Annotated in this window: 3 protein-coding genes; all 3 read right to left on the reverse strand. The window is 65.7% G+C overall.

Features of this window, described 5'->3' with window-relative positions:
- Positions 1 to 37 precede the first annotated feature (37 nt).
- Complete coding sequence (locus AC07O3_RS20310; RefSeq protein WP_495340187.1) at positions 38 to 21,523, reverse strand: Ig-like domain-containing protein; 21,486 nt, start codon at positions 21,521 to 21,523, stop codon at positions 38 to 40.
- A 57-nt stretch (positions 21,524 to 21,580) separates the two neighbouring features.
- Positions 21,581 to 22,270 carry a winged helix-turn-helix domain-containing protein gene (locus AC07O3_RS20315; protein ID WP_495340188.1) on the reverse strand — a complete coding sequence of 230 codons (690 nt, stop codon included), beginning with the start codon at positions 22,268 to 22,270 and terminating at the stop codon, positions 21,581 to 21,583.
- 435 nt (positions 22,271 to 22,705) lie between these two features.
- Positions 22,706 to 24,694: a sensor histidine kinase gene (locus tag AC07O3_RS20320; protein ID WP_495340189.1), complete on the reverse strand. Its 1,989-nt coding sequence runs from the start codon at positions 24,692 to 24,694 to the stop codon at positions 22,706 to 22,708.
- Positions 24,695 to 24,727: the final 33 nt, after the last annotated feature.

Genomic DNA, 24,727 nt, shown 5'->3' on the forward strand with positions numbered 1-24,727 from the left:
CCGGGTGCGCCCCTTTTCTTTCATCCAGTGATGAGCGTCAGGCCAGGACGAGCTGGTGGTTGGCCAGCAGCGTGGCGAGGTCGGTGGTCACGCCGTTGAGGGTGATCAGCGCCGTTGCCGAATAGGCACTCCCCGATCCGTCACGGTCGATGTTCAACGTCGTATTGCCACCGCTGACCGTCACGCTCAGGTAGTTGCCGATGGCATCCCCCGAATCGATGGTGGCCACGCCATTGATGTAGCGCGCCGCGCCATCCGCGTCGGCGGTGTAGCCCACCAGCAGATCCTTCAGCTCGATGCGGTCTGCATTGGCCGTGGCTTCGAAAGTCCCGACCTCGAACGAACTGACCGCGTCCGCACCGTTGCCGCCCGTGGCATCGGTGGTTGCGAGCAGCTTGTACAGCAGCGTGTCCTTGCCCCCGCCCGTGAGCTTGAAGGTGTCGTTGCCGGCACGCCCCTCGAACACGTTGTCTCCCGCGTTGTCGGTGAAGGTGTCCGCGCCGCTGCCGCCCGCCAGGCCTTCGATGTTCTTGAAGGTCGCCGTGCCGAAGCCGGTGTTCTGCGCGCCGGTGTTGCCCAGGTCGATCGTGAGCGGCGCACTGTCGGCGAGCTTGTAGTCGACGATGTCGATACCGCCGGTGTTGCTCCAGGCCCTTACGCCGGACACCGTTACCGCGCCGCCACCGCCTTCGAACTTGTCGTTGCCGCGGGTGGCGAAGAAGGTGTCGTTGTACCCGGTGCCGACGATGCCGTTGCCGATGTTGGCATCGGCAACGTTGCTCCCGGATTCAGTCGTCAGCACAAAGGCGTGGTTCGCCTCGCCGGCCTTCAGTCCGGTCCAGGCGGCATTCACGTTTTCGATCGTGTTGCCGCCCAGGTTGCCCAGCCCGCCGACGTCTGCCGCCTTGCCATTGGCGATGCGCAGGAGTGCCAGCGTGTAGGTTTCCTTCGGGTCGAGCCCGTAGAAATCGACGATCGCCGAGCTGTCGTTGGTCTGGTTGCCGGACTGCGGATTGATCATCTGCGTGGCCACCCGCTTGCCCGACGAGTCGAACAGCTGGACGGTGTTGCCATACAGCGCGTTGATGCCCTGCGCATCGAAGATGCGGAAGTGCAGCGACGTGCCGTCGGCCACCGTGCTGGTGTTGGCGATGAACTTCGTGTTGCCCTTCTGGGTGAACGCCAGCAGATCCCTGTCGCCATCCCAGTCGATATCGGCTGCGATGGCGCCGGTCACGGCGTTGTTTGTCAACGGGTCGCCGGTCCAGTTGCCGATCGTGCTCGACCCGCCAAGCAGATTGACCCTGCCGAACTCGATCTTTCCAGCCGAACTGTTGTTCGTATAGAGATTGATCTGGCCGGTGTTGCCGATGGCCGTCAAGCCGCCGGTGGCGCCGAAGCCCGGCAGTTCGATGGCGTCCATCTTGCCGTCGCCGTTCCAGTCGACTGCGAGCGAGGGGCCGCCCTGCTGCCAGGGAGGGGTGCCGCTCCCGCCCCAGTCGGCGAAGGTAAACATGTTCGTCGGCGTTTTGCCGATCTTGTCGCCATCCCAGTCGTCCATCGCCAGCTTGCCGGTGCCGTCGTTGAACAGGAGGCGGCTCTGATACTGAGAACCGACCGCCGGGCTGTAGCCACGACCCATGAACAAGTCCATGTAGCCGTCGCCGTTGAAGTCGGCCCAGGTCATGGAGATGCCGTTGCCGTAGCTCGGGTCGTCGTCGGCGCGCTGGAACGTCTGCTCGATGATCTGCGTGTTTTCCCAGGTGCCGTCGCCCTTGTTGGTCGCGACGACCAGGCGATACGGATCGGAGCTCTTCGCCGTGGATGCCAGGGCCGGATCAGCGGAAGGCCCGCCGATTTTCGTGAGGCCCGCCGTCGCGTGATAGACGATATCGACCTTGCCGTCGTTGTTCAGATCGACGCCCGACAACTCCATGTCGAAAGTGGCGTTCTGGTAGTTGCTCGAATTCGCAGGGCCGGGAGTGGCTGCCTGGTCATCGGTGTAACCGCTGTCCTTGGTCATGCCGAGGATGCTGCCGTCGACATTCAGCACGACCTGGGAGTCGTACCCTCCTCCGCTCGTGGAGTCGTTGGGCGTCTGGTCGCCATAGGCCAGGTCGATAAAACCATCGCCCGTCTTGTCGAAGGCCATCACGCCGCCGTACCAGCTGAACGTGTTTGCGCTGCCCAGGGTGAGCTTGTCGCCGCCTACGGCGGACGGCCCACCGACCTGCACCGCGGTGTAGCCGCTGCCATTGAAGATGAAAGCCTGCTGACCATCGTCATAGGTGCTGTCTTCAGCAAACAGGTCCATGTGCCCGTCGCGGTTGAAGTCCATGAACGTGGCGTTCTGAACGTAGTTGCGTCCGACATATCCCGAGTCGTACCCCAAGCTCCCCGCTTCGTTGGTGTTGCTCCACAGATGGGTTTGATTGAAGTTGCCAAGCGAAGCGCTGTCGGTCCCGCTGGCATCCAGCATCGTCTGGTTGGTGTGGATGCGCCACATGCCGTTCTCGCCGAGCGTGTAGGCGGTTGCCTTCTGGTTCGGGTCACTGGCCGCGGAGCCGACCGTCACCGTAGGCGCGGCAGAGACGATCAACTCGCCCTTGGTATCGTCGGAAGCGATCAGCACACCGGAAGCGCTCTTGACAACGGCCTTGACGTCGTAGGTTCCAAGCGCGATCGCCGACGGCACCTGCACATACCAGGTGTTGTGCTGCGAATCGACGACCACTGCGCCATTGGCCGAGCTGTAGGTCTTGCCGTCAATGGTGACCTCGATGAACTCGCCGTTGGTCAGCTTGAAGGGCATCGTACCGGTGACGAGTGGCGTCGTGTCCACGGTCACCTGGCTGTTGACCGTCACGGCATAGTCGACGGTGATCGTGAACGTAGCCCAAGCGCCCCCCCGGTTGCTCACCGCGTCCTCGACGCGGGCGGTGTAGCTGTAGGTCTTGCCATCGGCCAGACCCGCGTCCTCGAAGGTCCATGTCGCGCCGCCGGTCATGGTGGCGTTACCCAGACGGGTGCCGTCGCGATAGACAGCCACAACCTCGCTCGCGCCGAGCGAGCCTGCAAGCGTGCCGTTGAGCACCGGATTGGCGTCGTCAGTCGTGGTGCCGCTGCCGAAACTCCCCTTGGACGAGCCCTGGTCGTCGGTGTAGCTCGTTATCGCTACCGTCTGGGTTGGCGCCTGTTGATTGCCGCCCGAGTTCACGACGACCGTCACTCCCTGCTGGATCCAGATGTCTCCAAGCGTGTTTTCGGCTGGCAGCGTGCTGTTGTGATAGATGCTGTAGCTCACCCCACCAACGTTCGTAGTTCCCGTGTTGCTCCAGCTGTCGGTCCCGCGGAGCAACTCCACCGTGTCGCTGGCATCCCCGGTCACACGCAAGTGGCCTTGGCCCGCGCCATTGCCGGTACCGGTGCTGCTCTGCTGGCTCAGGACATCGGCGATCCGCAACTTCAAAACGTTGCCCGTGTTGCCCGCGCCCCGTCCCAGATCGAAGTTCTCGAAGCCCTTCACCTTCAGGCCCAGTTGCGACAGGTCGAGCGTGACGTTCGAGCTGTCGATGGCCAGGGTGTCGATCCACAGGCCGCCGTCCACCCGGACCACGCCATTGATTTCGTTGATGTGGATGCTGTCGTTCCCCGCGCCGCCATACGCGCTGTCTCCTGCCTGCACACCGGTGATGACGTCGTTGCCGGCGCCGCCGGAGAGCCTGTCTCTGCCAGCCGTCGCCTTGATGACGTCGTCGCCAACAGTCATCAAATTGGTGAAGTTGAATGCGTCGGCATAGACCACTTCCAGGTAGCCCGCCGCAGGCGTCCAAGGCATGCCCTGGTATGCGGAACCGAGGGCCAGGTCGGCCTGGCCATCACCGTTCAGATCGGACAACGCCACGTTCACACCGAGCATCGATCCGGAGTTTGCATCGCCATTCTGTCTATAGGTGAAGCTCGCGCTGTTCGCCAGCTTGGCACCCGAATAGGTTGCTGCGACGCTCATCGTCCCCGAGTAGCCGCCTTGCTGGCCATACACGATATAGACCGCGCCGTTGTTGATGCCTCCAATGTCGGCCAATGGTGCGCCAATGGCGATGTCGTCGATACCGTCGCCGTTGAAGTCGCCCACCGAAGTCCCGTTGCCGAACATCGCATCCGGCGTGCTGTCCGATGCCGTGATGACGAAGCCATCGGCAGACGAGAGGTTGGCGAGGTTGATGTTGGACTTCACGCCACCGGCCTTGCCGTAGACCACGTAGACGCGACCTGGCCCACTTTGCTCTCCCGCATCCGGTCCGCATTGCGGCGAACCGATGATCAGGTCTGCAATGCCGTCTCCATTGACGTCGCCAGAGGAAGTGGGCATGCCGGTGTTCGACAGATACCCGTACGGCTCCGGATCGATGTAGGTGCCGAGGAACTGGCTTGCCTGCTCGCCATAGACGCGGAAGCCATTGGCGATGTTCGTGTAGTCGGTCTGCAGGCTGTAGTCCTGCGGGAAGCCTTTCGCCGTGCCATAGATCACCTGAATGGCCCCGGCATCGCCCAGGTTGGCCACGGGGTTCCTGGCGTTGTACAGGCTGTAAGCAAAGTCCGAGTACCCATCCCCATTGATGTCCCCGATGTTCACCACGTTAACGGGATAACCGTTCGTGTTGTCGTTGTAGATGACAGTGTGGGGTCGCGAGCTTTCCGTGGACGAGCCGCGACTGTCCGAGACATAGCTCGACGGGCTTGAGCCGGTAAAGCCGACGTAGTAGTTGGCCCACGCTGCAGTGCCCGCTGCCCCGGCATGCCCATAGATGATGGCCGTGCCCGAGGAGCCAGTTCCCCGCTGCCAGTCCTGCATGACGATGTCGGCATACCCGTCGCCGTTCACGTCCACGAGCGCGCCGCCCGCACCGAACCAGGTCGATCCCCCCTCGCGCTGCACGATGGCAACACCGTCGCTGTCGCCGCCAGACGAGATGATGGTGCGGACATCCACGTTCACCGGTGTGGAAGTGGCGCTCGCGGAAGACCTCCCGAAGATGACCCAGTCGCTGTTCAGGTTGTCGTCGTAGACGATCACGTCCGAATAACCGTCGCCATTGACGTCGCCATAGCCTTGCACGGCGGTCAGGATGTTGGAGTCGGAAATATCCCCCGACGTATATATCTTCAGCCCGTCGGTTCCAGGCAGGTGTGCAATATCGCTCAGGTCTGGCAGCCCTTGCTTGCTGCCATAGAGAATGTTGACGCTCCATTTGTTCGCGCTGCGTTGGGCGGACGATCCATGAGGTGCCACGACCGCGAAGTCGTTGTAGCCATCTCCGTTGAAATCGCCGATTGCCTGCACGTCGTAGCCGAAGTTGTCATGGCTGGCGCTACCGGAAATCTTGCTTGTGCCGCCACCCACGGTCACCGTTGCCGGTGCCGAAAGGTTGCCGTTGTAGTCTTGCGCCACAGCCGTAACGATCGCGCCGACATTCACCGGCGCGCTTTTCGCGTCGATGCTCCATGTGCCGTCAGCGGTGACCGTGGCCGTGAATGGAAGCACGTAGTCGACCACGCCATCGGCGTTGCTGTCGACGCTGAGTCTCACGGTGATCGGCCTCGTTGCGGTGGGGGAAACCACCGGCATGTCGGCGTCCGAGGTCGTTCCCGAGAAGCTGTTGCCATCGGATTTCTGGATGGTGACCGCAGGCGGCGTTGTGTCGGCAGCCTGCGTTCCCTTGCTCGAAGCATTGCCGGCAAGGTCGTAGGCAACGGCTGAGACGACCGTGTTGGCCGCGATGGGCGTCGACGAAGTCCAGGTCCAGTTGCCGTTGGTATCCGCCGTGACGCTCGCCTCGACAGACCCGTTGTTGCCCACGTCGATCGCGACAAGTGCATAGGCTTCAGTTGTGCCTGCAACCAGGGTGCTGCCGACGCGTTGCACGTCGAGCCCAGGGCTGGTCCGGTCCACCGTTACCGCGATGTTGTTGGCCGCCGCCGTGCTGTTGCCCGCCGCATCCGTGAGGGTCGCGCGGAAGAGATATTTGCCGTCGGACAGGTTGTTCTGCGCGGCGGTCGTTGCCTTCCAGACCAGACCGCCGTCGGTGGATACCTCATAGCTTGCGGTCGAGGCGTCGGCACCGGTCAACACGAGATCGAAAGTGTTGTCGTTGCTGTTGTGGTCAGACGATTGATTGGCTGCCAATGTGCCCGTCGCGGGGAAGCTGTCCGAGTAGTTGCCCAGGCTCAGTGTTGCAACGGGCGGCGCCACGGTGTCGACGGTGAAGGTCAGCGGTGTCGACTTCGGACCCTCGTTGCCGGCCGCATCGACGTTGCTCGTCGTCAGGCTGTGTGCGCCGTTGGCCAGCTCCTTGCCAGGCTCGGGCGTAAAGCTCCAATTGCCCCTGCCGTCCGCCGTTGCGGAGCCGATCAGCGTGCCGTTGTCGTAGACCCTGACGATGCCGTTGGGCTCTGCTCCCGCTCCCTTGAGTACAGGGTGGGTTTCGTTGGTCGTGCTACCCGAGGTGATCGGACCGCTGACCGGATCGATGTTGTCCATGACGCTGTCTACGGAAGGCGCCGTGGAGGGCGCGACCGTGTCGACCGTGAAGGCCAGCGGTGCCGACCTGGGCCCTTCGTTGCCAGCCGCATCGACGTTGCTCGTCGTCAGGCTGTGCATGCCGTTGGCCAGTTCAGAACCCACTGCGGGCGTGAAGCTCCACTTGCCTGCGCCGTCCGCCGTTGCAGTGCCGATCAACGTACCGTTGTCGTAGATCCTGACGGTGCCGTTCGGCTCTGCTCCCGCGCCCTGCAACACAGGGCGGGTTTCGTTGGTCGTGCTGCCCGAGGTGATCGGGCCGGTGACCGGTGCGGTGTTGTCCATGACGCTGTCGATGGAAGGTGCCGCAGACGGTGCAATCGTGTCGACTGCGAAAGTCAGCGGTGTCGACTTCGGACCTTCGTTGCCTGCCGCGTCGACGTTGCTCGTCGTCAGGCTGTGCGCGCCGTTGGCCAGTTCCTTGCCGGCCTCGGGCGTGAAGCTCCACTTGCCCGCGCCGTCGGCAGTTGCAGAGCCGATCAGCGCGCCGTTGTCGTAGACCCTGACGGTGCCGTTGGGCTCTGCCCCCGACCCCTGCAGTGCCGGACGGGTTTCATTGGTCGTGCTGCCCGAAGTGATCGAGCCGATGACCGGTGCCATGTTGTCCATGACGCTGTCGATGGAAGGCGCTGCCGTAGGCATGCTCTGGTCGACGGTGAGGGTGAAAGCAGCCGAGGTGGCGCCTCGGTTGCCCGCCGCGTCCTCGACGCGGGCGGTGTAGCTATAGCTGGTGCCGTTGGCGAGACCGGCGTCCTGGAAGGTCCAGGTCGCGGCGCCGGTCACGGTGGCAGCGCCAAGGCGAACGCCGTCGCGATAGACCACCACCTCGCCCGCGCCGAGCGTGCCGGCAAACGTACCGTTGAGCTGCGGCGTTGCATCGTTGGTCGTGCTGCCTGACGTGAAGGTGCCTTGCTGCGGGTCCTGGTCGTCGGTGTAGCTCGTGATCGCCACCGTCTGGGTCGGTGCCGTCCGGTCGAGCGTGATCGCGTAAGCCGCACTCGGAGCGCCCTGGTTGCCGCCCGAGTTCACGACGCGGGCGGTGTAGCTATAGGTCGTGCCGTCGGCAACGCCCGCATCGCTGAAGCTCCAGCTGGTGTTCGTCACAGTGGCTGTGCCGACCACCGTGCCATCGCGCAGCACCTGGACCACGTCGCCTGCGTTCAGGGCGGTCGAGATCGAGCCGCTGAACGTTGGCGTGGTGTCGTTGGTCGCGCCACCGTTGGCCACATTGCCCTGCACCGGATCTGTGTCGTCCTGCACCTGCAGGATCTGCACCGTCTGGGTGACACCCGAGGTGTTGACGGTGAAGCTCAGGCTGTTCGAGGCGGCACCGGCGTTGCCGGCAGCGTCCATTACTCTGGCCTCGTAGGTGTAGGTCGTGCCGCTCGAGAGGCTTGCGTCCTCGAAGGTCCAGGCCGTGCCGGTCACCTTCGCGGTGCCGACGTGCGCGCCGTTGCGGAACACATGCAGCTGCTCGGTGCCATTCAGCGCCGCCGAGAGCGTGCCCTCCAGCGTCGGCGTGTCGTCGTTGGTGCTGCCGTTGGCCGCGATGTCGCCCGAAACCGGGTCGACGTTGTCGATGGCGCGGGTGAGAACCACCCTTTGCGTCGGCGCCGTGGTGTCGATGCGGATGGTGTAGGCGTTGGAGTCGGCACCCGGATTGGCGGCCGCATCCTGGATGCGGGCGGTGTAGACGTAGGTGCCGCCGCTGGCGAGGCCGCTGTCGGCATAGGTCCAGTGCGTTGCATCCGTCATGGTCGCGGTGCCGACCTCCTTGCCGTCACGCAGCACGACGACCTTCTCGCCGGCCTGCAGCGCTGCGGTGATCGAGCCCGTGATCTGCGGCGCCGTGTCGTTGGTGTCGCCGTTGTTGGCCACGGTGCCTTGCTGCGGATCGACATCGTCGATCACTGCCGTGATCGTGGCGGTGGTGGCCGAGCCGGTGGTCTGCAGCGTGATGGCATAGGGCGAAGAGGCCGCACCGGCATTGCCGGCTGCGTTCTCGACCCGGGCGGTGTAGCTGTAGCTCGACGCGTTGACGAGGCCGGTTGCGTCGATGAAGGACCAGCTGGTGCCGGAGACCGATGCGTTGCCGATCCTGGCGCCGTCGCGATAGACCACGACCACTTCGGTGCCGCCGAGGCCAATCGACAGCGTGCCTCGCAACTCGGGCTGCGAGTCGTTGGTGGTGCCGCCGTTGGCGATGTTGCCCTGGCCCGGATCGACGTTGTCGAACACGGTCGAGATCGTTACCACCTGCTTCGGCACCGAGGTGTCGATGTTGATGGCATAGCTGCCCGAGATGGCGCCGCGGTTGCCGCCCGCGTCCTCGACGCGGGCGGTGTAGCTGTAGGTCTGGCCATTGCTCAGGCCTGCATCATTGAAGGTCCAGTTGGTCGCATCGGTCATCGTCGCGGTGCCGACCACTGCGCCATCGCGCAGCACCACCACCGTCTCGCCGGCATTCAGCGCGACCGAGATCGTGCCCGCCACCTGCGGCGTCAGGTCGTTGGTGTGGCCGTTGTTGGCCACCATGCCCCGCTGTGGATCGAGGTCGTCGTTGACCGCAGTCACAACCGTCGATTGCGTTGGCGCAATGGTGTCGACCGTGAAGGTCAGCGGTGTCGACTTCGGCCCCTCGTTGCCAGCCGCGTCGAAGTTGCTCGTCGTCAGGCTGTGCGCGCCGTTGGCCAGTTCCTTGCCGGCCTCGGGCGTGAAGCTCCACTTGCCCGAGCCGTCCGCCATTGCGGTGCCGATCAGCGTGCCGTTGTCGTAGACCCTGACCGTGCCGTTCGGTTCTGCACCGGCTCCCTTCAACTCGGGGCGGGTGTCGTTGGTCGTACTGCCCGATGTGATCGGACCGGTGACCGGTGCCACGTCGTCCATGGCGCCGTCGATGGAAGGCGCCGCCGTGGGCGCGCTCTGGTCGACTGTGAGCCTGAAGGCGGCCGAAGCACCACCCCGGTTGCCCGCCCCGTCCTCGACGCGGGCGGTGTAGCTGTAGCTGGTGCCGTCGACGAGGCCCGCGTCCTGGAAGGTCCAGGTCGCGGCGCTTGTCATGGTGGCGGCGCCCAGACGGACGCCGTCGCGATAGACCGCCACCACTTCGCCCGCAACGAGCGTGCCGGCGAGCGTGCCGCCGAACTGCGGCGACGTGTCGTTGGTCGTGCTGCCAGATGCGAAGGTGCCCTGCTGCGGGTCTTCGTTGTCCGTGTAGCCCGTGATCGCTACCGATTGGAGCGGCAAGCCGGTGTGCACGGTCAGTGTGAAGTCGGCCGAGGCCGTGCCCTTGTTGCCTGCCGCATCGGCGATCACCGCCGTGTAGATGTGGGCGCTGCCATTGGCCAGCGCCGGCGTGGCGAAGGTCCACGTGGTGTTTGTCACGGTGGCCGTGCCCAGCAACGCGGTGCCTTCGTAGATTTGCACGACGTCGCCGGTCTTCAGGCCATCGACCGTGCCCTTGAGCACCGGCGTGGTGTCGTTCGTGCTGGTGCCGCTGCCGTATTCGCCGATGTTGGGCGCAACGTCGTCGGTGTAGGCGGTGATGGCCACGGCGTTGTCCGTGGTCGGCGCGCTGTTGTCGATGACCACGACTTGAGAGGTCGCCTGCGTCGCGTTGCCTGCCGCGTCCACCACGCGTGCCAGGAAGGTATGGCTGCCATCGGGCAGCGAGACGGCCGTGTTGTCGTACTGGTAGGTGCTGCCGCTGACCAGCGTGGCGTTGTTCCAGGTCTTGCCGTTGTCCAGCGAGACCTGCACCGTGGCACCCGCCTCCATTGCCGCGTCGATCGCGACCGTTGCCACGAGAGTGCGGTCGCTGGTGACGAAGTCGCTGCTGCTCGTGCCGGTGTCGGTGCTGATCGCGCCGAGCGTGGCCTTGATCGCGGGCGCCGTGGTGTCCACGTTGATCACGAAGTCGCCCGAGGGCTTGCTCTCGTTGCCCACCGGGTCGATGGTCGTAGCGGTGAGCCTGTGCGCCCCCTCCGCCAGCGGTGTGGTCGGCGTGAAGCTCCAGCTGCCGTCGGCCTTCACCGTCGTGCTGCCGATGGCGCCGCCGTTGTCGTAGACCTGAATGACGTCGCCCGGTGTCGCACCGCTGCCGGTGAACGTGGGCGTGGTGTCGTCGCTGGCGCCGCCGCTTGCGAGCGGGCCCTGCACCGAGCCGACGTCGTCCGAAGCTCCGCCGATGGCCGGCACGTTCGGCGCGCTCGTGTCGATGGTCAGCGCGAGGCTGGCTGCGCCGTTCTTGCCTGCGGCGTTCACCGCGGTGGCCGTGTAGTTGTGAGCCCCCTCGCCCTGCACTGGCAGCGTGAGGCTCCAGTTGCCGTTGGCATCCGCCGCGGTGGAGCCGAGAACGGCCGCACCTTCCTTGACGGTCACGACGGCACCCGCCGTGGCCGAGCCCGCGAGCGTGGGCGTGGTGTCGTCGGTGGACGCGCCGGCGGCGAGATTGCCTTGCTTGCTGCCCTTGTCGTCCAGCGCCTGGGCGATGCTGACGACGACGTCCGTGGTGTCGACCTTGAAGTCCAGCGGCGCGCTGGCGACGCTGGTGTTGCCCGCGGTGTCGGTGAGCGTGTGCGTGATGCTGTGTGCGCCCTGGCCCAGTGGCGTGCTTGGCGTGAAGCTCCAGCTGCCATCGGCCTTGACAGTGGCACTGCCGAGGAGAGTGGCACCGTCGTACACCCTGGCGGTGTCGCCGGCCTGGGCGCCGCTGCCGCCGAAGGTCGGCGAGGCGTCGTCGGTGGTGCCGCCGGCCACGATCGGACCGGTGACTGCGCCCTGGTCGTCCGTGGCCCCGACCACGCCCGGAGTCGCCGGTGCCGTGGTGTCGAGCACGATCGGGTAGGCGCCCGTGGCCGGGCTGGTCTGGCCCGCGCCATCGACTGCAACGGCGCTCAGGTTCTTGACACCGTCGCCGCTCAATGGGCTGGTGGTCACGCTCCACGTGCCGTTGGCGGCCACGCTGGCCGATCCGACGGGCACGCCGTCGGCGCGCACGATCACGACCGTGCCGGCTGTGCCGGTGCCGTTCAGCGTGAGGGTGTTGTCGTCGGTGCTGGCGTTAGGGGCAACGCTGCCGCTCACGCCACCCTTGTCATCGTTCACACCGGTGATGGCCGGTGCTGCGGGCGCATCGCCCAGCAGGGTGAAGGTCGAGGCGGGCGTCACGGAGCTGACGTTGCCCGCCGCATCCACCGCCTGCGCGGTGAGGCTGTGCGGGCCTGTGGCCAGGGGCAGCGCGGGCTCGAAGCGCCAGCTGCCGTCGGCATTCACTGCCGTGCTGCCGATCAGCTTGCCGTTGTCGTAGACGTTGATGCTCGACACCTGCGCGGCGTCTGCCTTTCCGGTGTACACCGGCTTGCTGTCGTCGGTCTGCGCGCCAGTGGCGATGGGGCCTGTCACGGCACCCACGTCGTCCAGCACCCGGATCAGGGACGGGTCCAGCGCCGCGGGCGCCGTGGTGTCCACGTTGAGCGTGAAGGCACCCGAACGCGGGCTCTCGTTGCCGGCCGGATCGGTCAGCGTGTAGCTGAGCTGATGCGTGCCCTCGCCGAGCGGGTTGGTCGGCGTCAGCGTGCCGGTGGCCGGGTCGTAAGTCGCGGCAACCTTGGTGCCATCGACATACAGCGATGGTGTCGAGCCAGCCGCAACCGTGCCGATGTTGATGCCGGGCGTGGTGTCGTCGGAGGTCGCGGCGACGCTCGCCGGATTCCTGATCGCGCCGGCATCGTCGACATAGCTCGTCGCGGCGGCCGGAGCAGCCGGAGCGGTCGTGTCGACGGTGATGGCGTGTGCCGGTGACGGCTTGCTCTCATTGCCGGCCGCATCGGTCAGCGTGTAGCCGATCTGATGTGCGCCCTCGCCCAGGGGGTTGGTTGGCGTCAGCGTGCCGGCAGCTGGGTCATAGGTCGCTGCAACCTTGGTGCCGTCGACATACAGCGACGGCGTCAAGCCGGCCGCAACCGTGCCGATGTTGATGCCCGGCGTGGTGTCATCAGTGGTCGAAGCGGTGCTTGCCGGGTTCTGGATCGCACCGACGTTGTCGGCATAGCCTGCCGCAGTGGCTGGCGTGGCCGGAGCGCTGGTATTGACGGCGACGGCGAGCGCCGGGGCCTGCTTGCTCTCGTTGCCCGCGGCATCGGTCAGCGTGTAGCCGAGCTGGTGCGCGCCCTCGGTCAGCGGCGTGTTCGGCGTCAGTGTGCCGGCGACCGGGTCATAGGTTGCGGCGACCTTGGTGCCGTCGACATACAGAGACGGCGTCAAGCCGGCCGCCACCCTGCCGATGTTGATGCCGGGCGTGGCGTCATCGGTGGTCGAAGCGGTGCTTGCCGGGTTCTGGACCGCGCCGATATTGTCGGCATAGCCTGTTGCTGCGGCCGGGGTGGCCGGGGCGGTGGTGTCCACGTTGACCACGTAGTCACCCGAGGGCTTGCTCTCGTTGCCCACCGGGTCGACGGCCGTGGTGGTGAGCCTGTGCGCGCCCTCGGCCAGCGGCGTGGTCGGCGTGAAGCTCCAGCTGCCGTCGGCCTTGACTGCCGTGCTGCCGATGGGGCTGCCGTTGTCGTAGACCTTGATGACGTCGCCCGGCGTCGCGCCGATGCCGGCAAGCGTGGGCGTGGTGTCGTCGGTAGCACTTCCGCTCGCAAGCGGGCCTTGCACCGAGCCGACGTCGTCTCCGGCCTTGCCGATGGCCGGCACGCTCGGCGCCGTCATGTCGATGGTCAGCGAGAGGGTGGCCTCGCCCTTCGTGCCGGCGGCGTTCACCGCGGTGGCCGTGTAGTTGTGCGCGCCCTCGCCCTGCTCCGGCAGCGTGAGGCGCCAGTTGCCACTGGCATCCGCGGTGGTGGAGCCCAGAACGGTCGTGCCTTCCTTGACGGTCACGATGGCTCCTGCAGTGGCCGTGCCCACGAGCGTGGGCGTGGTGTCGTCAGTGAGCGCACCAGGGGCGAGGTTGCCCCGAATGCTGCCGTGGTCGTCCACCGCGTGGCCGACGCTGACGACGACACCCGAGGTGTCGACCGTGAAGGCCAGAGGTGCGCTGGCGGCGCTGGTGTTGCCCGCGGCGTCGGTGAGCGTGTGCGTGATGCTGTGCGCGCCCTGGCCCAGTGGCTTCTCGGGCGTGAGGCTCCAACTGCCGCCGGCCTTGACCGTGGTGCTGCCGATGAGGGTGGCGCCGTCGTACACCTTGACGATGTCGCCGACATTGGCGCCGCTGCCACTGAAGGCGGGCGAGGCATCGTCGGTGGTGCCGCCGGTCGTGATCGCGCCGATGACAGCGCCCTGGTCGTCCGTGACCACGACCACAGCCGGTGTGAGTGGCGCCGTGGTGTCGAGCACGATCGGGTAGTCGCCCGTGGCCGGGCTTGCCTGGCCCGCACCATCCACCGCGATGGCTTTGAGGTTCTTGACGCCGTCGCCGCTCAGAGGGCTGGTGGTCACGCTCCAGGTGCCGTTGGCGGCCACGCTGGTCGAGCCCACGGCCACGCCGTCGGCATACACAGTCACGATTGTTCCGACAGTGCCGGTCCCGCTGATGGTGGGCGTGTTGTCGTCGGTGCTGGCGTTCGGGGCAATGCTGCCGCTCACGCTGCCCTTGTCATCGCTCACACCGGTGATGGCAGGTGCCGTGGGCGCATCACCCAGCAGGGTGAAGGTCGATGCCGGGGTGACAGCGCTGACGTTGCCTGCCGCATCCACGGCCTGCGCAGTGAGGCTGTGCGCGCCAGTGGTCAGGGGCAGCGCGGGCGTGAATCGCCAGCTGCCGTCGGCATTGACGGCCGTGCTGCCAATCAGCTTGCCGTTGTCGTAGACATTGACGCTGGCCACTTGCGTGGGGTCGGCCTTGCCGGCGTAAGTCGGCTTGCTGTCGTCGGTCTGCGCACCGGCGGCGATGGGCCCCGTTACGGCGCCTACGTCGTCCAGCACCTGGATCAGGGACGGATCCAGCGCTGCGGGCGGCGCCGTGTCCACGGTGACGGCGAGTGCCGGTGACTGCTTGCTCTCGTTGCCTGCGGCATCGGTCAGCGTGTAGCTGATCTGATGCGCGCCCTCGCCAAGCGGGTCGGTCGGCGTCAGCGTGCCCGTGGCTGGGTCATAGGTCGCGGCGACCTTGGCGCCATCGACATAGAGCGACGGTGTCGATCCGGGTGCAACCGTGCCGACGTTGATGCCGGGCATGGTGTCGTCGGTGGTCGCGGCTGTGCTTGCCGGGCTCTGGACCGCGCCGAAATTGTCTGCATAGCCCGTCGCGGCAGCCGGCGCGGCCGGGGCGGTCGTGTCGACGGTGACGGCAAGTGCCGGTGACGGCTTGCTCTCATTGCCGGCCGCATCGGTCAACGTGTAGCCGATCTGGTGCGCGCCCTCGGCGAGCGGGGATGTCGGCGTCAGGGTGCCCGTGAGGGGGTCGTAAGTCGCGGCGACCTTGCTGCCATCGACGTAGAGCGATGGCGTCAAGCCGACCGCAACGGTGCCGATGTTGATGCCTGGCGTGGTGTCGTCGGTGGTCGCGGCGACGCTTGCGCTATTCCGAACCGGACCGGCATCGTCGGCGTAGCCCGTCGCGGCGGCTGGAGTGGCTGGCGCGGTCGTGTCGACAGCAACGGCGAGTGCCGGCGACTGCCTGCTCTCGTTGCCAGCCGGATCGGTCAGCGTGTAGCTGAGCTGGTGCGTGCCCTCGCCGAGCGGATTGGCCGGTGTCAGCGTGCCGGTGAGCGGGTCATAGGTTGCGGCGACCTTGGTGCCGTCGATATACAGCGATGGCGTCAAGCCGGCCGCAAGCGTGCCGATGTTGATGCCGGGCGTGGTGTCGTCCGTGGTCTTTTCGACGCTCGCCGGGTTCTTGACTGCACCGGAGTCGTCGGCATAGCTGGTCGCAGCTGCTGGAGCGGCCGGCGCGGTCGTGTCGACGTTGATCACGAAGTCGCCCGATGGCCTGCTTTCGTTGCCCACCGGGTCGATGGATGTGGCGGTAAGCCGATGCGCCCCCTCGGTCAGCGGCGTGGTCGGCGTGAAGCTCCAGTTGCCGCTGGCCCCGACCGCAGTGCTGCCGATGGCGCTGCCGTTGTCGTAGATCCTGATGACGTCGCCCGGCGTCGCACCACTGCCGGTAAGGGTGGGCGTTGTGTCGTCGCTGGCTGCGCCGTTGGCGAGCGCCCCCTGCACCGAGCCGACGTCGTCCGCTACCCCAGCGACAGCCGGCACATTCGGCGCACTGGTGTCGATGGTCAGCGCGAAGCTGGCTTCGCCGTTCTTGCCCGCGGCGTTCACAGCGGTGGCCGTGTAGTTGTGAACCCCCTCGCCCTGCACCGGCAGCGCGAGGCGCCAGTTGCCGCCGGCATCGGTCGTGGTGGAGCCAAGAACGGTCGTGCCTTCCTTGACGGTCACGATGGCGCCGGCCGTGGCCTTGCCCTCGAGCGTCGGCGTGGTGTCGTCAGTGCGTGCACCGGGAGCGAGATTGCCCCGCACGCTGCCCTGGTCGTCCGCGGCATGGGCGATGCTGACGACGACGTCCGTGGTGTCAACCGTGAAGGCCAGAGGTGCGCTGGCGACGCTGGTGTTGCCAGCAGCATCGGTGACCGTGTGCGTGATGCTGTGCGCGCCCTCGCCCAACGGCTTGCTGGGCGTGACGCTCCATGCGCCATCGGTCGCCGCCGTGGTGCTGCCGATGAGGGTGGCGCCGTCGTACACCTTGACGGTGTCGCCGGCCTTCACTCCGTTGCCGCCGAAGGTTGGCGAGGCGTCGTCGGTGGTGCCGCCGGCTGTGATCGGGCCGGTGACTGCGCCTTGGTCGTCCGCAGCCACAACGATGGCCGGGGTGGCCGGTGCCGTGGTGTCGAGCACGATCGGATAGAGCCCCGTGGCCAGGCTGGCCTGGCCCGCGCCGTCGACCGCGACGGCGCTCAGGTTCTTGACGCCGTCGCCGCTCAAAGGACTGGTGGTCACGCTCCAGGTGCCGTTGGCGGCCACGCTCGCCGAGCCCACGGCCACGCCGTCGGCGTATACGGTCACGACTGTGCCGACCGTGCCGGTGCCGCTCAGCGTGGGCGTGGTGTCGTCGGTACTTGCGTCCTTGGCGATGTTGCCGCTCACGCTGCCCCTGTCGTCGCTCACGCCGGTGATTGCCGGAGGCGTGGGCCGATCGCCCAGCAAGGTGAAGGTCGATGCGGGCGTGATGGCGCTGACGTTGCCCGCTGCATCCACAGCCTGCGCGGTGAGGCTGTGTGCTCCTTCGGCCAGTGGCAGATCGGGTGTGAAGCGCCAGCTGCCGTCGGCGTTCACCGCCGTGCTGCCGATCAGCTTGCCGTTGTCGTAGACATTGATGCTCGACGCCTGCGCCGGGTCGGCCTTGCCGGTGTACTCCGGCTTGCTGTCGTCGGTCTGTGCGCCGGCGGCCAGCGGGCCCTTCACGGCGCCCACGTTGTCCAGCACTTCGATCCTGGAGGGGTCCAGCGCCGGAGGCGGCGTGGTGTCGACGCCGACCCTGAAGGCACCGGAACGCGGGCTCTCGTTGCCGGCCTGATCTGTCAGGGTGTAGCGGAGCTGGTGTTCGCCCTCGGCGAGCGGGGAGCTCGGCGTCAGCGTGCCGGTGGCCGGGTCGTAGGTTGCCGCGACCTTGGTGCCGTCGACGTAAAGCGATGGGGTCAGGCCGGCCGCAACGGCGCCGATGTTGATGCCGGGCGTGGTGTCGTCGGTGGTCGCGGCAACGCTTGCCGGGTTCTTGACCGCACCGGCATCGTCGGCATAGCTCGCCGCATTGGGCGGAGCAACCGGAGGCGTTCGGTCAACAGTGATCGAGAAACTGCCCGAATGCACGCTCTCATTACCCACCGGGTCGAGGGCCGTGGCGGTGAACCGATGCACGCCCTCCTTCAGCGGCGTATTCGCCATGGTGAAGGCGAAGCTCCAACTTCCGTCGTCCTTGACCGTCGTGGTGCCGATGGCGATGCCGTTGTCGTAGATCCTGATCTTGTCGCCTGGCGTCGCACCGCTTCCGGCGAACGTGGGCGTGGTGTCATCGGTGAAGCCGCTGTTGGCGAGCGGGCCCAGCACCGAGCCGGCGTCGTCCATGACCTCGGCGATGGACGGCACGGCCGGCGGGGTCGCGTCGATGGTCAACGCAAGGGTAGCCTTGCTGTTGGTGCCGGCGGCGTTCACCGCGGTGGCCGTGTACTGGTGCGCTCCCTCGCGCTGCACCGGCAGCGCGAGGCGCCAGTTACCGCTGGCATCCGCCGTGGTGGAGCCGAGAACGTTCGCGCCCTCCGTGACAGTCACGACGGCGCCTGCCGTGGTCTTGCCCTCGAGCGTTGGAGTGGTTTCGTCGGTGAATCCGTCGGGGAACGTCTTTGACTGGCGCCCGGACGCCAGCTTGAGGTTGACGGGCACGCTCGTGGTGTCGACCTTGAAATCCAGCGGCGCACCGGCAGCGCTGGTATTGCCCGCGGCATCGGTGGCCGTCTGCGTGATGCGGTGCGCGCCCTCGCCCAGCGGCGTGCCGGGCTTGACGCTCCAGCTGCCGCCGGCATCGACCGTCGTGCTGCCGATGACGCTGCCGTTGTCGAAGACCTTGATGACGTCGCCCGGCGTTGCGCCGCTCCCGTCAAACGCGGGCATGGTGTCGTCGGTGGTGCTGCCGTTGGCGAGCGGCCCCCGCACCGGGCCGGCGTTGTCCGTGACCGCAGCGATGACCGCGGCCGGAGGGGTCGTGTCGAGCACAGCACTGTCGGCCACCGCCGACGTGGATACATTGCCGGCAAGGTCACGGCTGGTCGCGCTGACGCGGATCGCCCTGCCTTCGGCCGGGTTGGCGAACGAGACATTGACGAAACCGTTGGCGACATCCGCCGCGGTCAGCGTGACGCCGGGCGTGGCCGTGCCGTCGGTGAGGCTGATGACGTCGCCCACGGCGGCGCCGGACACGAGCGTGACCTTCGCGGTCACGTCGGCGCCCTTCTCGCTGGCGTTGATGAAGCCGTCGTTGTTGGCGTCGTTGACGATCGCGACGCTGATGACCGGCGCAGTCCTGTCGACCGTGGCCGTGGCTTCGGGGCCGGTGTTGCCAGCCGCGTCGGCGGCGGCAGCGCGCAGCACGGTGCCCTCCGGCAAGGTGGCCGCCGGCGCGATGCTGTACTTGCCGTTGAGCGCAACAGTCGTGCCGATGACGTTGCCTGCGCCGTCCTTGATCGTGACCACGGAGTTGGCCTCGGCGGTGCCCGTGATCGCACTCCCGTTGGTCGGGTTGATGGTGGGCGCGGCCGGAGGCTTGCTGTCCACCGTCGCCGTGGCCTCGGGGCTGGGGTTGCCAGCCGCGTCGGTGGCAACGACGTGCAGCACGGTGCCGTCCGGCAGAGTGGTCGCCGGCGTGACGCTGTACGTGCCGTTGGGCCCGGCGGTGGCGCTGCCGATGAGGTTGCCTGCGCCGTCCTTGATCGTGACCAGGGAGCCGGCTTCAGCCGCGCCAGTGATCAGGCGGCCACTGGTCGGGTTGATCGTCGGCATATCGACCGCCGCGCTGTCGACCTTGGTCGTGGCTTCGGGGCTGGTGTTGCCCGCCGCATCGGTAGCGACAACGTGAAGCACCGTGCCGTCCGCCGGGACGGTTGCCGGCGTGACGCGGTACGTGCCGTTGGCCGCGGCGGTGGCGCTGCCGACGATGTTGCCCAGGCCGTCCTTGATCGTGACGACCGAGCCGGCTTCGGCCGTGCCCGTGATCGGGTCGCCGTCGGTCGGGTTGACCTTGGGCGCACTCGGGGGCGTTCTGTCTACTGTTGCCCTGGTTTCGGGACTGGTGTTGCCAGCCGCATCGGTGGCGGCAACGTGGAGCACCGCGCCATCCACCGGGGGGGTCGCGGGCGTGATGCCGTACGTGCCGTTGGCAGCGACGGTGGCGCTGCCGATGACCTTGCCCGAGTCGTCCTTGATCGTGACGACAGCGCCGGCTTCGGCAGTGCCCGCGATCCGGCTCCCGTTCGTCGGGTCGACCTTCGGTGCAGCGGGCGGCGCGCTGTCGACCGTGGCCGTGGCGGGCTGGCTGGCGTTGCCCGCTGCGTCCGTTGCCACGACGTTGATCGCCGTGCCGTCGACCGGAGGCTTCGCCGGGATGATGGTGTAGGTGCCGCTGGGCCCGGCAGTCGTGCTGCCGATGACGTTGCCCAGGCCGTCCTTGATCGTGACGACTGAGCCAGCTTCGGCCGTGCCCGTGATCGGGTTGCCGTTCGTCGGGCTGACGGTCGGCGCAGCGGGCGGCATGCTGTCGACCTTGGTCGTGGCGGGCAGGCTGGCATTGCCGGCCGCGTCCGTCGCCACGACGTTGATCACCGTGCCATCGGCCGGAGGCTTCGCCGGGGTGAAACTGTAGGCGCCATTGACTGCGGCGGTCGTGCTGCCGATGAGGTTGCCCAGGCCGTCCTTGATCGTGACGACCGAGCCGGCCTCGGCCGTACCTGTGATGGGGCTGCCATCGGTCGGGTCGACGGTCGGCGCGGCGGGTCGCGCGCTGTCGACCGTGGTCCTGGCTTCCGTACTGACGTTGCCGGCGGCATCGGTGGCGACAACATGCAGTTGCGTGCCGTTTGCCGGAGGCGTTGCGGGCGTGACGCTGTACGTGCCGTTGGCAGTGACGGTGGCGCTACCAACGAGCTTGCCCGAGTCATCCCTGATCGTGACCAGGGAGCCGGCTTCGGCCGTGCCGGTGATCGGGCTGCCGGCGGTCGGGTTGACGGTCGGCGCATCGGGCGCCTTGCTGTCGACCGTGGCCGTGGCGGGCAGGCTCGCGTTTCCGGCCGGGTCTGTTGCGACGACGCTGATCACCGTACCGTGGGGCGGCGGCGTGGTGGGGGTGACGGCATACGTGCCGTTGGGCGCAGCGGTTGCACTGCCGATGACCTTGCCCGCGCTGTCCTTGATCGTGACCATGGAGCCGGCTTCGGCCATGCCCGTGACCGGGCTGCCGTCGGTCGGGTTGACAGTGGGCCTTGCCGGAGCCGCGCTGTCGACGGTGGTCGTGGCCGGCTGGCTGACATTGCCGACCGCGTCCGCGGCCACGACGTTGATCACCGTGCCGTGGATCGGCGGCGTGGCCGGCGTGATGCTGTAGGCGCCGTTCTGTGCCGCGGTCGCCTGGCCGATGACGGTGCCGTTTGCGTCGATGACCGTGACCACCGAGCCGGGCTCCGCAGCGCCGGTGATCGGACTGCCGTCGGTAGGGTCGACTGTGGGCATCTGGGGCGGCGTGCTGTCGACGGTCGTCCGGGCGTCGGGGCTGGCATTGCCGGCCCGATCCACGGCGACGACACGAAGCTCCATGCCGTGCGGCGGCGGCGTGGTGGGGTGGACGACATAGCTGCCGTCGGGCGCGACGGTCGCGCTGCCGATCTCCTTGCCCGCACTGTCGGTGACCTTGACGATCACACCCGGCTCTGCGGTGCCGGTGATCGAACTGGCATTGGCCGGGTTGACGGTGGGCCTGGCCGGGGGCGTGGTGTCGCCCGATGCCGCGAGTGGGAGAACCGGCAGTTGCTGACCACCGCCTCCGCCGCCACCACCGGCAGCGCCCGCGACGGCCAGCCCGCCTCCGACCAGCCAGGGCAGCACGCCGAAGTTGAAGTCCTGGTGCAGCAGCAAGGGTTCGATGGAATCGATGCCCGTGTAGCCGACCACCAGGTCACCCTGCCCTTCACCGAATCCGGCCAGCCACAGGCCATCCTTGTCGTCGCTCAGCACTAGGTCGTTCTTGTTGCCGTCGAACGACGCGAAGAACTCGCGAATGGTGATGACCTCGCCGGAAACGGCGGTAATGACCAGATCGTTGCCGACACGGCGCATTCCCTTGATCTGTTCTTTGGACAGGCCGATGCGGACAACCGATGCCTCTTTCAGAAGAATCTCGTTCATCGAGACCTGATTGGCTCCGCCGCCGCTCTTGCTTATTACTTTCAACGAAATCATTTTTTAATCCCTGACCTTTTAATCAACAACAATCTGAGCTTCCAGGTAATTCGACATTCATTCCATCGTCGATGTCACCGTGTGCAATTTGTATCCGTGCCCGAATACGGATCTGAGCATCAGTCCATTTACCGGCTCTATTTTCAATTTCCTGCGGATCTTGAAAATGCACACATCCAGTGCGCGAGAACGTAAATTGACCATGTCCCGCCACAAGAGGCTGTACAGCTCGTCTCTGTTCAACAGGCGATCCCTGTTGCGAAACAACTCGAGGGCAAGGTCGTATTCGCGAGGCTGCAGGCGCATCTCCCGTCCTTCATGGAAAACCCTGCGCTCGCCGATCTGAAAGCGATAGCCTCTATAAACCAGCAATTCATTACTCACCGAGCTCGGCGCGGCAAGGCTCGCCTGGCTCAGCAAACGCTGCGCCTTCGATTTGATTTCCTCCAGATTGAATGGGGGAAGAACAAAATCGAAATTCTTTTCACCGGGAAATTCGTTGCCGATGCGCCGCAATGTATCCATGCCGTCGGCATTGGCCGCAAACAGCACAGGCGCGTCGGTCAGCCCACGGATCGCCTGCAGCCAATGGACGTCGGCACCTGAAGGCAGGGTCAGGAGCAGCACGCCAAAGCGCCGGCCCGCGTGCAGCGCATTCGCGAAGTCGCTCAGCAAATCGAATGCGACGGGGGGAAGCCCGGTCGATTGACGCTGCTGCGCGAGCAAATCAACCGCGGTTTGCGCCATCGAGCGCTCCCACGAACAAGAAAACCGGCGCTATGGTGATGGCACCGACCGCGCTCCATTCAGATGCTTGCAGACGCAAGCCGTGGGCGCGGGACTCTGACGAAATCATTCCGACCTCTCCGTTACAACAATCAATGGATGTCGCGGAGAGGCGTCTCGCCGCACTCCGCTATGCCCTTTTGGGCAGCGGAATGTATCGGCTCACAATCACATTAGACAATGACAATTAAAGACAGTTAATGACCGTCGTTAGCAAGCTCGGAAGCTTAAGAAATGCGAACTTTCGACTCATACCATGCAGGAAATCGCGCTTTCAGCTCGGCACCCAGAAAAGATGCACATACGCGGCCTCATTTGCCACTTGTTAATGACGGAGATTGGCAATAAATGCCCCATCCGAGACAATGAAACCGTTTTCTTTTCGCGTCGAAAACTTCACACTTTCAGTGCCGGCGCCTCGAAACTTGCCGCATGGGGCGCTTCCTGGTCTTGATGCCCGAGGTCCAGCGGCAATGTCAGGCAGAACACCGTGCCTTCGCCGTCGCTGGCAACCAGCGTGACGTCGCCGCCGTGCTGCTGGGCGATGGTGCGTGAAATGTGGAGGCCGAGCCCCGAGCCGGGCACGTTGGCAGACGTGGCGCCCCTGAAGTAGCGTTCGAACAGGCCGCTTCTCTCGAACTCCGGAATCGGCGCTCCCTTGTTCGAAACGGTCACGCTGAAAGAGTCCGCGCTGGTGTCGCATCGAACATCGACTGCCGAATCCGCCGGCGAATATTTCAGGGCGTTCTGGACCAGATTCCGAATTGCCATTTCGATTCTTGTCTGATCGCCCCGACACATCGCCTGGCCCCGCGCCACGCTGATAGTCAATCGGGCGTTGTCCTCAGGCAGCCCGATGCTGCGGATGTTCCCGATCACGTCCCAAAGATCGAAGCTCCGGGCGACGGGCCTCGAGCCGACTTCCAGCGCGTCGTCCAGCAGGATGTTCTCGATCAGCGCGGCGAGCCGGCGGATCGCCTTGCGGATCTTCCCGACGCTGCGCTTCACCCGGTCGTCCTGCCCGGACGGAGACAGCTCCAGCGCGTGCGCCACCGCGTCGACAATGGCCAGCGGCGTGCGGAACTCGTGCGAGACGATGGCCACGAACTCGCGCTGCCGGACTCTCTCCTCAAGCGCCTGCTTGGCGACCTTCATCGAGTCGAAGGCGCGCTTGCGCTGGGCTCTCAGCTTCAGTTCCGCCTGCCTGGAACGGCTGGCCACCGCGAAGTTGAGCAACGCCAGGTTCGCCAGCTGCGAGAACGGGATCAGGGTTTCGAGAATGAACGATTGGTCCACCTGCACATAGCCCAGGAGCACCAGCGAGAAGAAAATCCACGACAGATCCACCACGCCGAAGACCACCGCCGCAAGGAGGTACTGGCGGGCGCCTCGGCCGACAACGATCCACACGACGAATGCAAGGTTGAAAAGCGCGACGACTATCTCGAGATACACCGCCGGCTGGATGATGTTGCCGATGCCCCACCAGAGGGAAAATGGAATCATCGCGGCGAAGGCGGCCGCTGCCAGGTACATGAACCGCGCCGCCCAGACCGAGTACTGGCCATAGTTGAAGAACCGGCATGCGAACACGGCCGCAATCGACATCAGTGCGCACGACGTCACATCGACAAAGCGGTCGGCGCGCAGCGGGTCATCTGGGAAGAACAACGAGCTCGAATACCCCTGCATGGCAACAATTGCGACCAGCATGGCCACCAGGAACAGCGCATAGATCGGATAGATGCTGCTTCGCAGCCACACCCAGAAAATCAGGTTCATGAGCACCATGACGCAGATCGCTCCCGCGAACGCGGAAAAGAATATCGTCCGGTTGATTTCCGATCTTTCGAGGGTCGATTTCTGCCAGGCATTCAGATCGAAAACGGTCGGCCCATGCGTTTTTATTCGCAGGTAATAGGTTCTGGGCGAAGAATCCAGGGCCACCGGAAAAGCCAGCACGCTGGTCTGTATGGCCCGACTGGCAAATGGATGCCTGTCTCCCAATTGATGGAGGGATATTTTTCCAGCAGGGTCCTGGCTGTACACCCTCACATCGTCGACCCAGGTCGGAAATATCTGCACGACCCAGTCGGACGCTGCACCAGGCTCTTGCTGCAACGAGAAGCGGATCCAGAAAACGTCGTCCGAGTGCTTCTGGAGATAGCGGACATCCCTGGGTATAAACTTTATGCCACTACCTGCCGATAAGATGTCTTCGATGGTGATATTTCCGGGTGCATCCCGGAATATTTCCACCTCGCCAGCCAATGAAATCGGCCCTTCCTTGCCTTTGCTTTCCTGCAGAACAAGAGCTTCCGCGCCCTGAGCAAACAGCCAAAGCAATACCGCGAGAAAAAGAACAAGGCAGGGTTTTGCTTTCATGCTATTGATATATCCGGCTTACCTTCGACGCCC

This window comes from Variovorax sp. GW821-FHT09D05, from assembly GCF_059416325.1.

What these genes read in the sequence shown, in the direction of transcription:
- AC07O3_RS20320 (WP_495340189.1), bottom strand. Translation starts at nt 24,694, where the DNA reads ATGAAAGCAAAACCCTGCCTTGTTCTTTTTCTCGCGGTATTGCTTTGG.
- AC07O3_RS20315 (WP_495340188.1), bottom strand. Translation starts at nt 22,270, where the DNA reads ATGGCGCAAACCGCGGTTGATTTGCTCGCGCAGCAGCGTCAATCGACC.
- AC07O3_RS20310 (WP_495340187.1), bottom strand. Translation starts at nt 21,523, where the DNA reads ATGATTTCGTTGAAAGTAATAAGCAAGAGCGGCGGCGGAGCCAATCAG.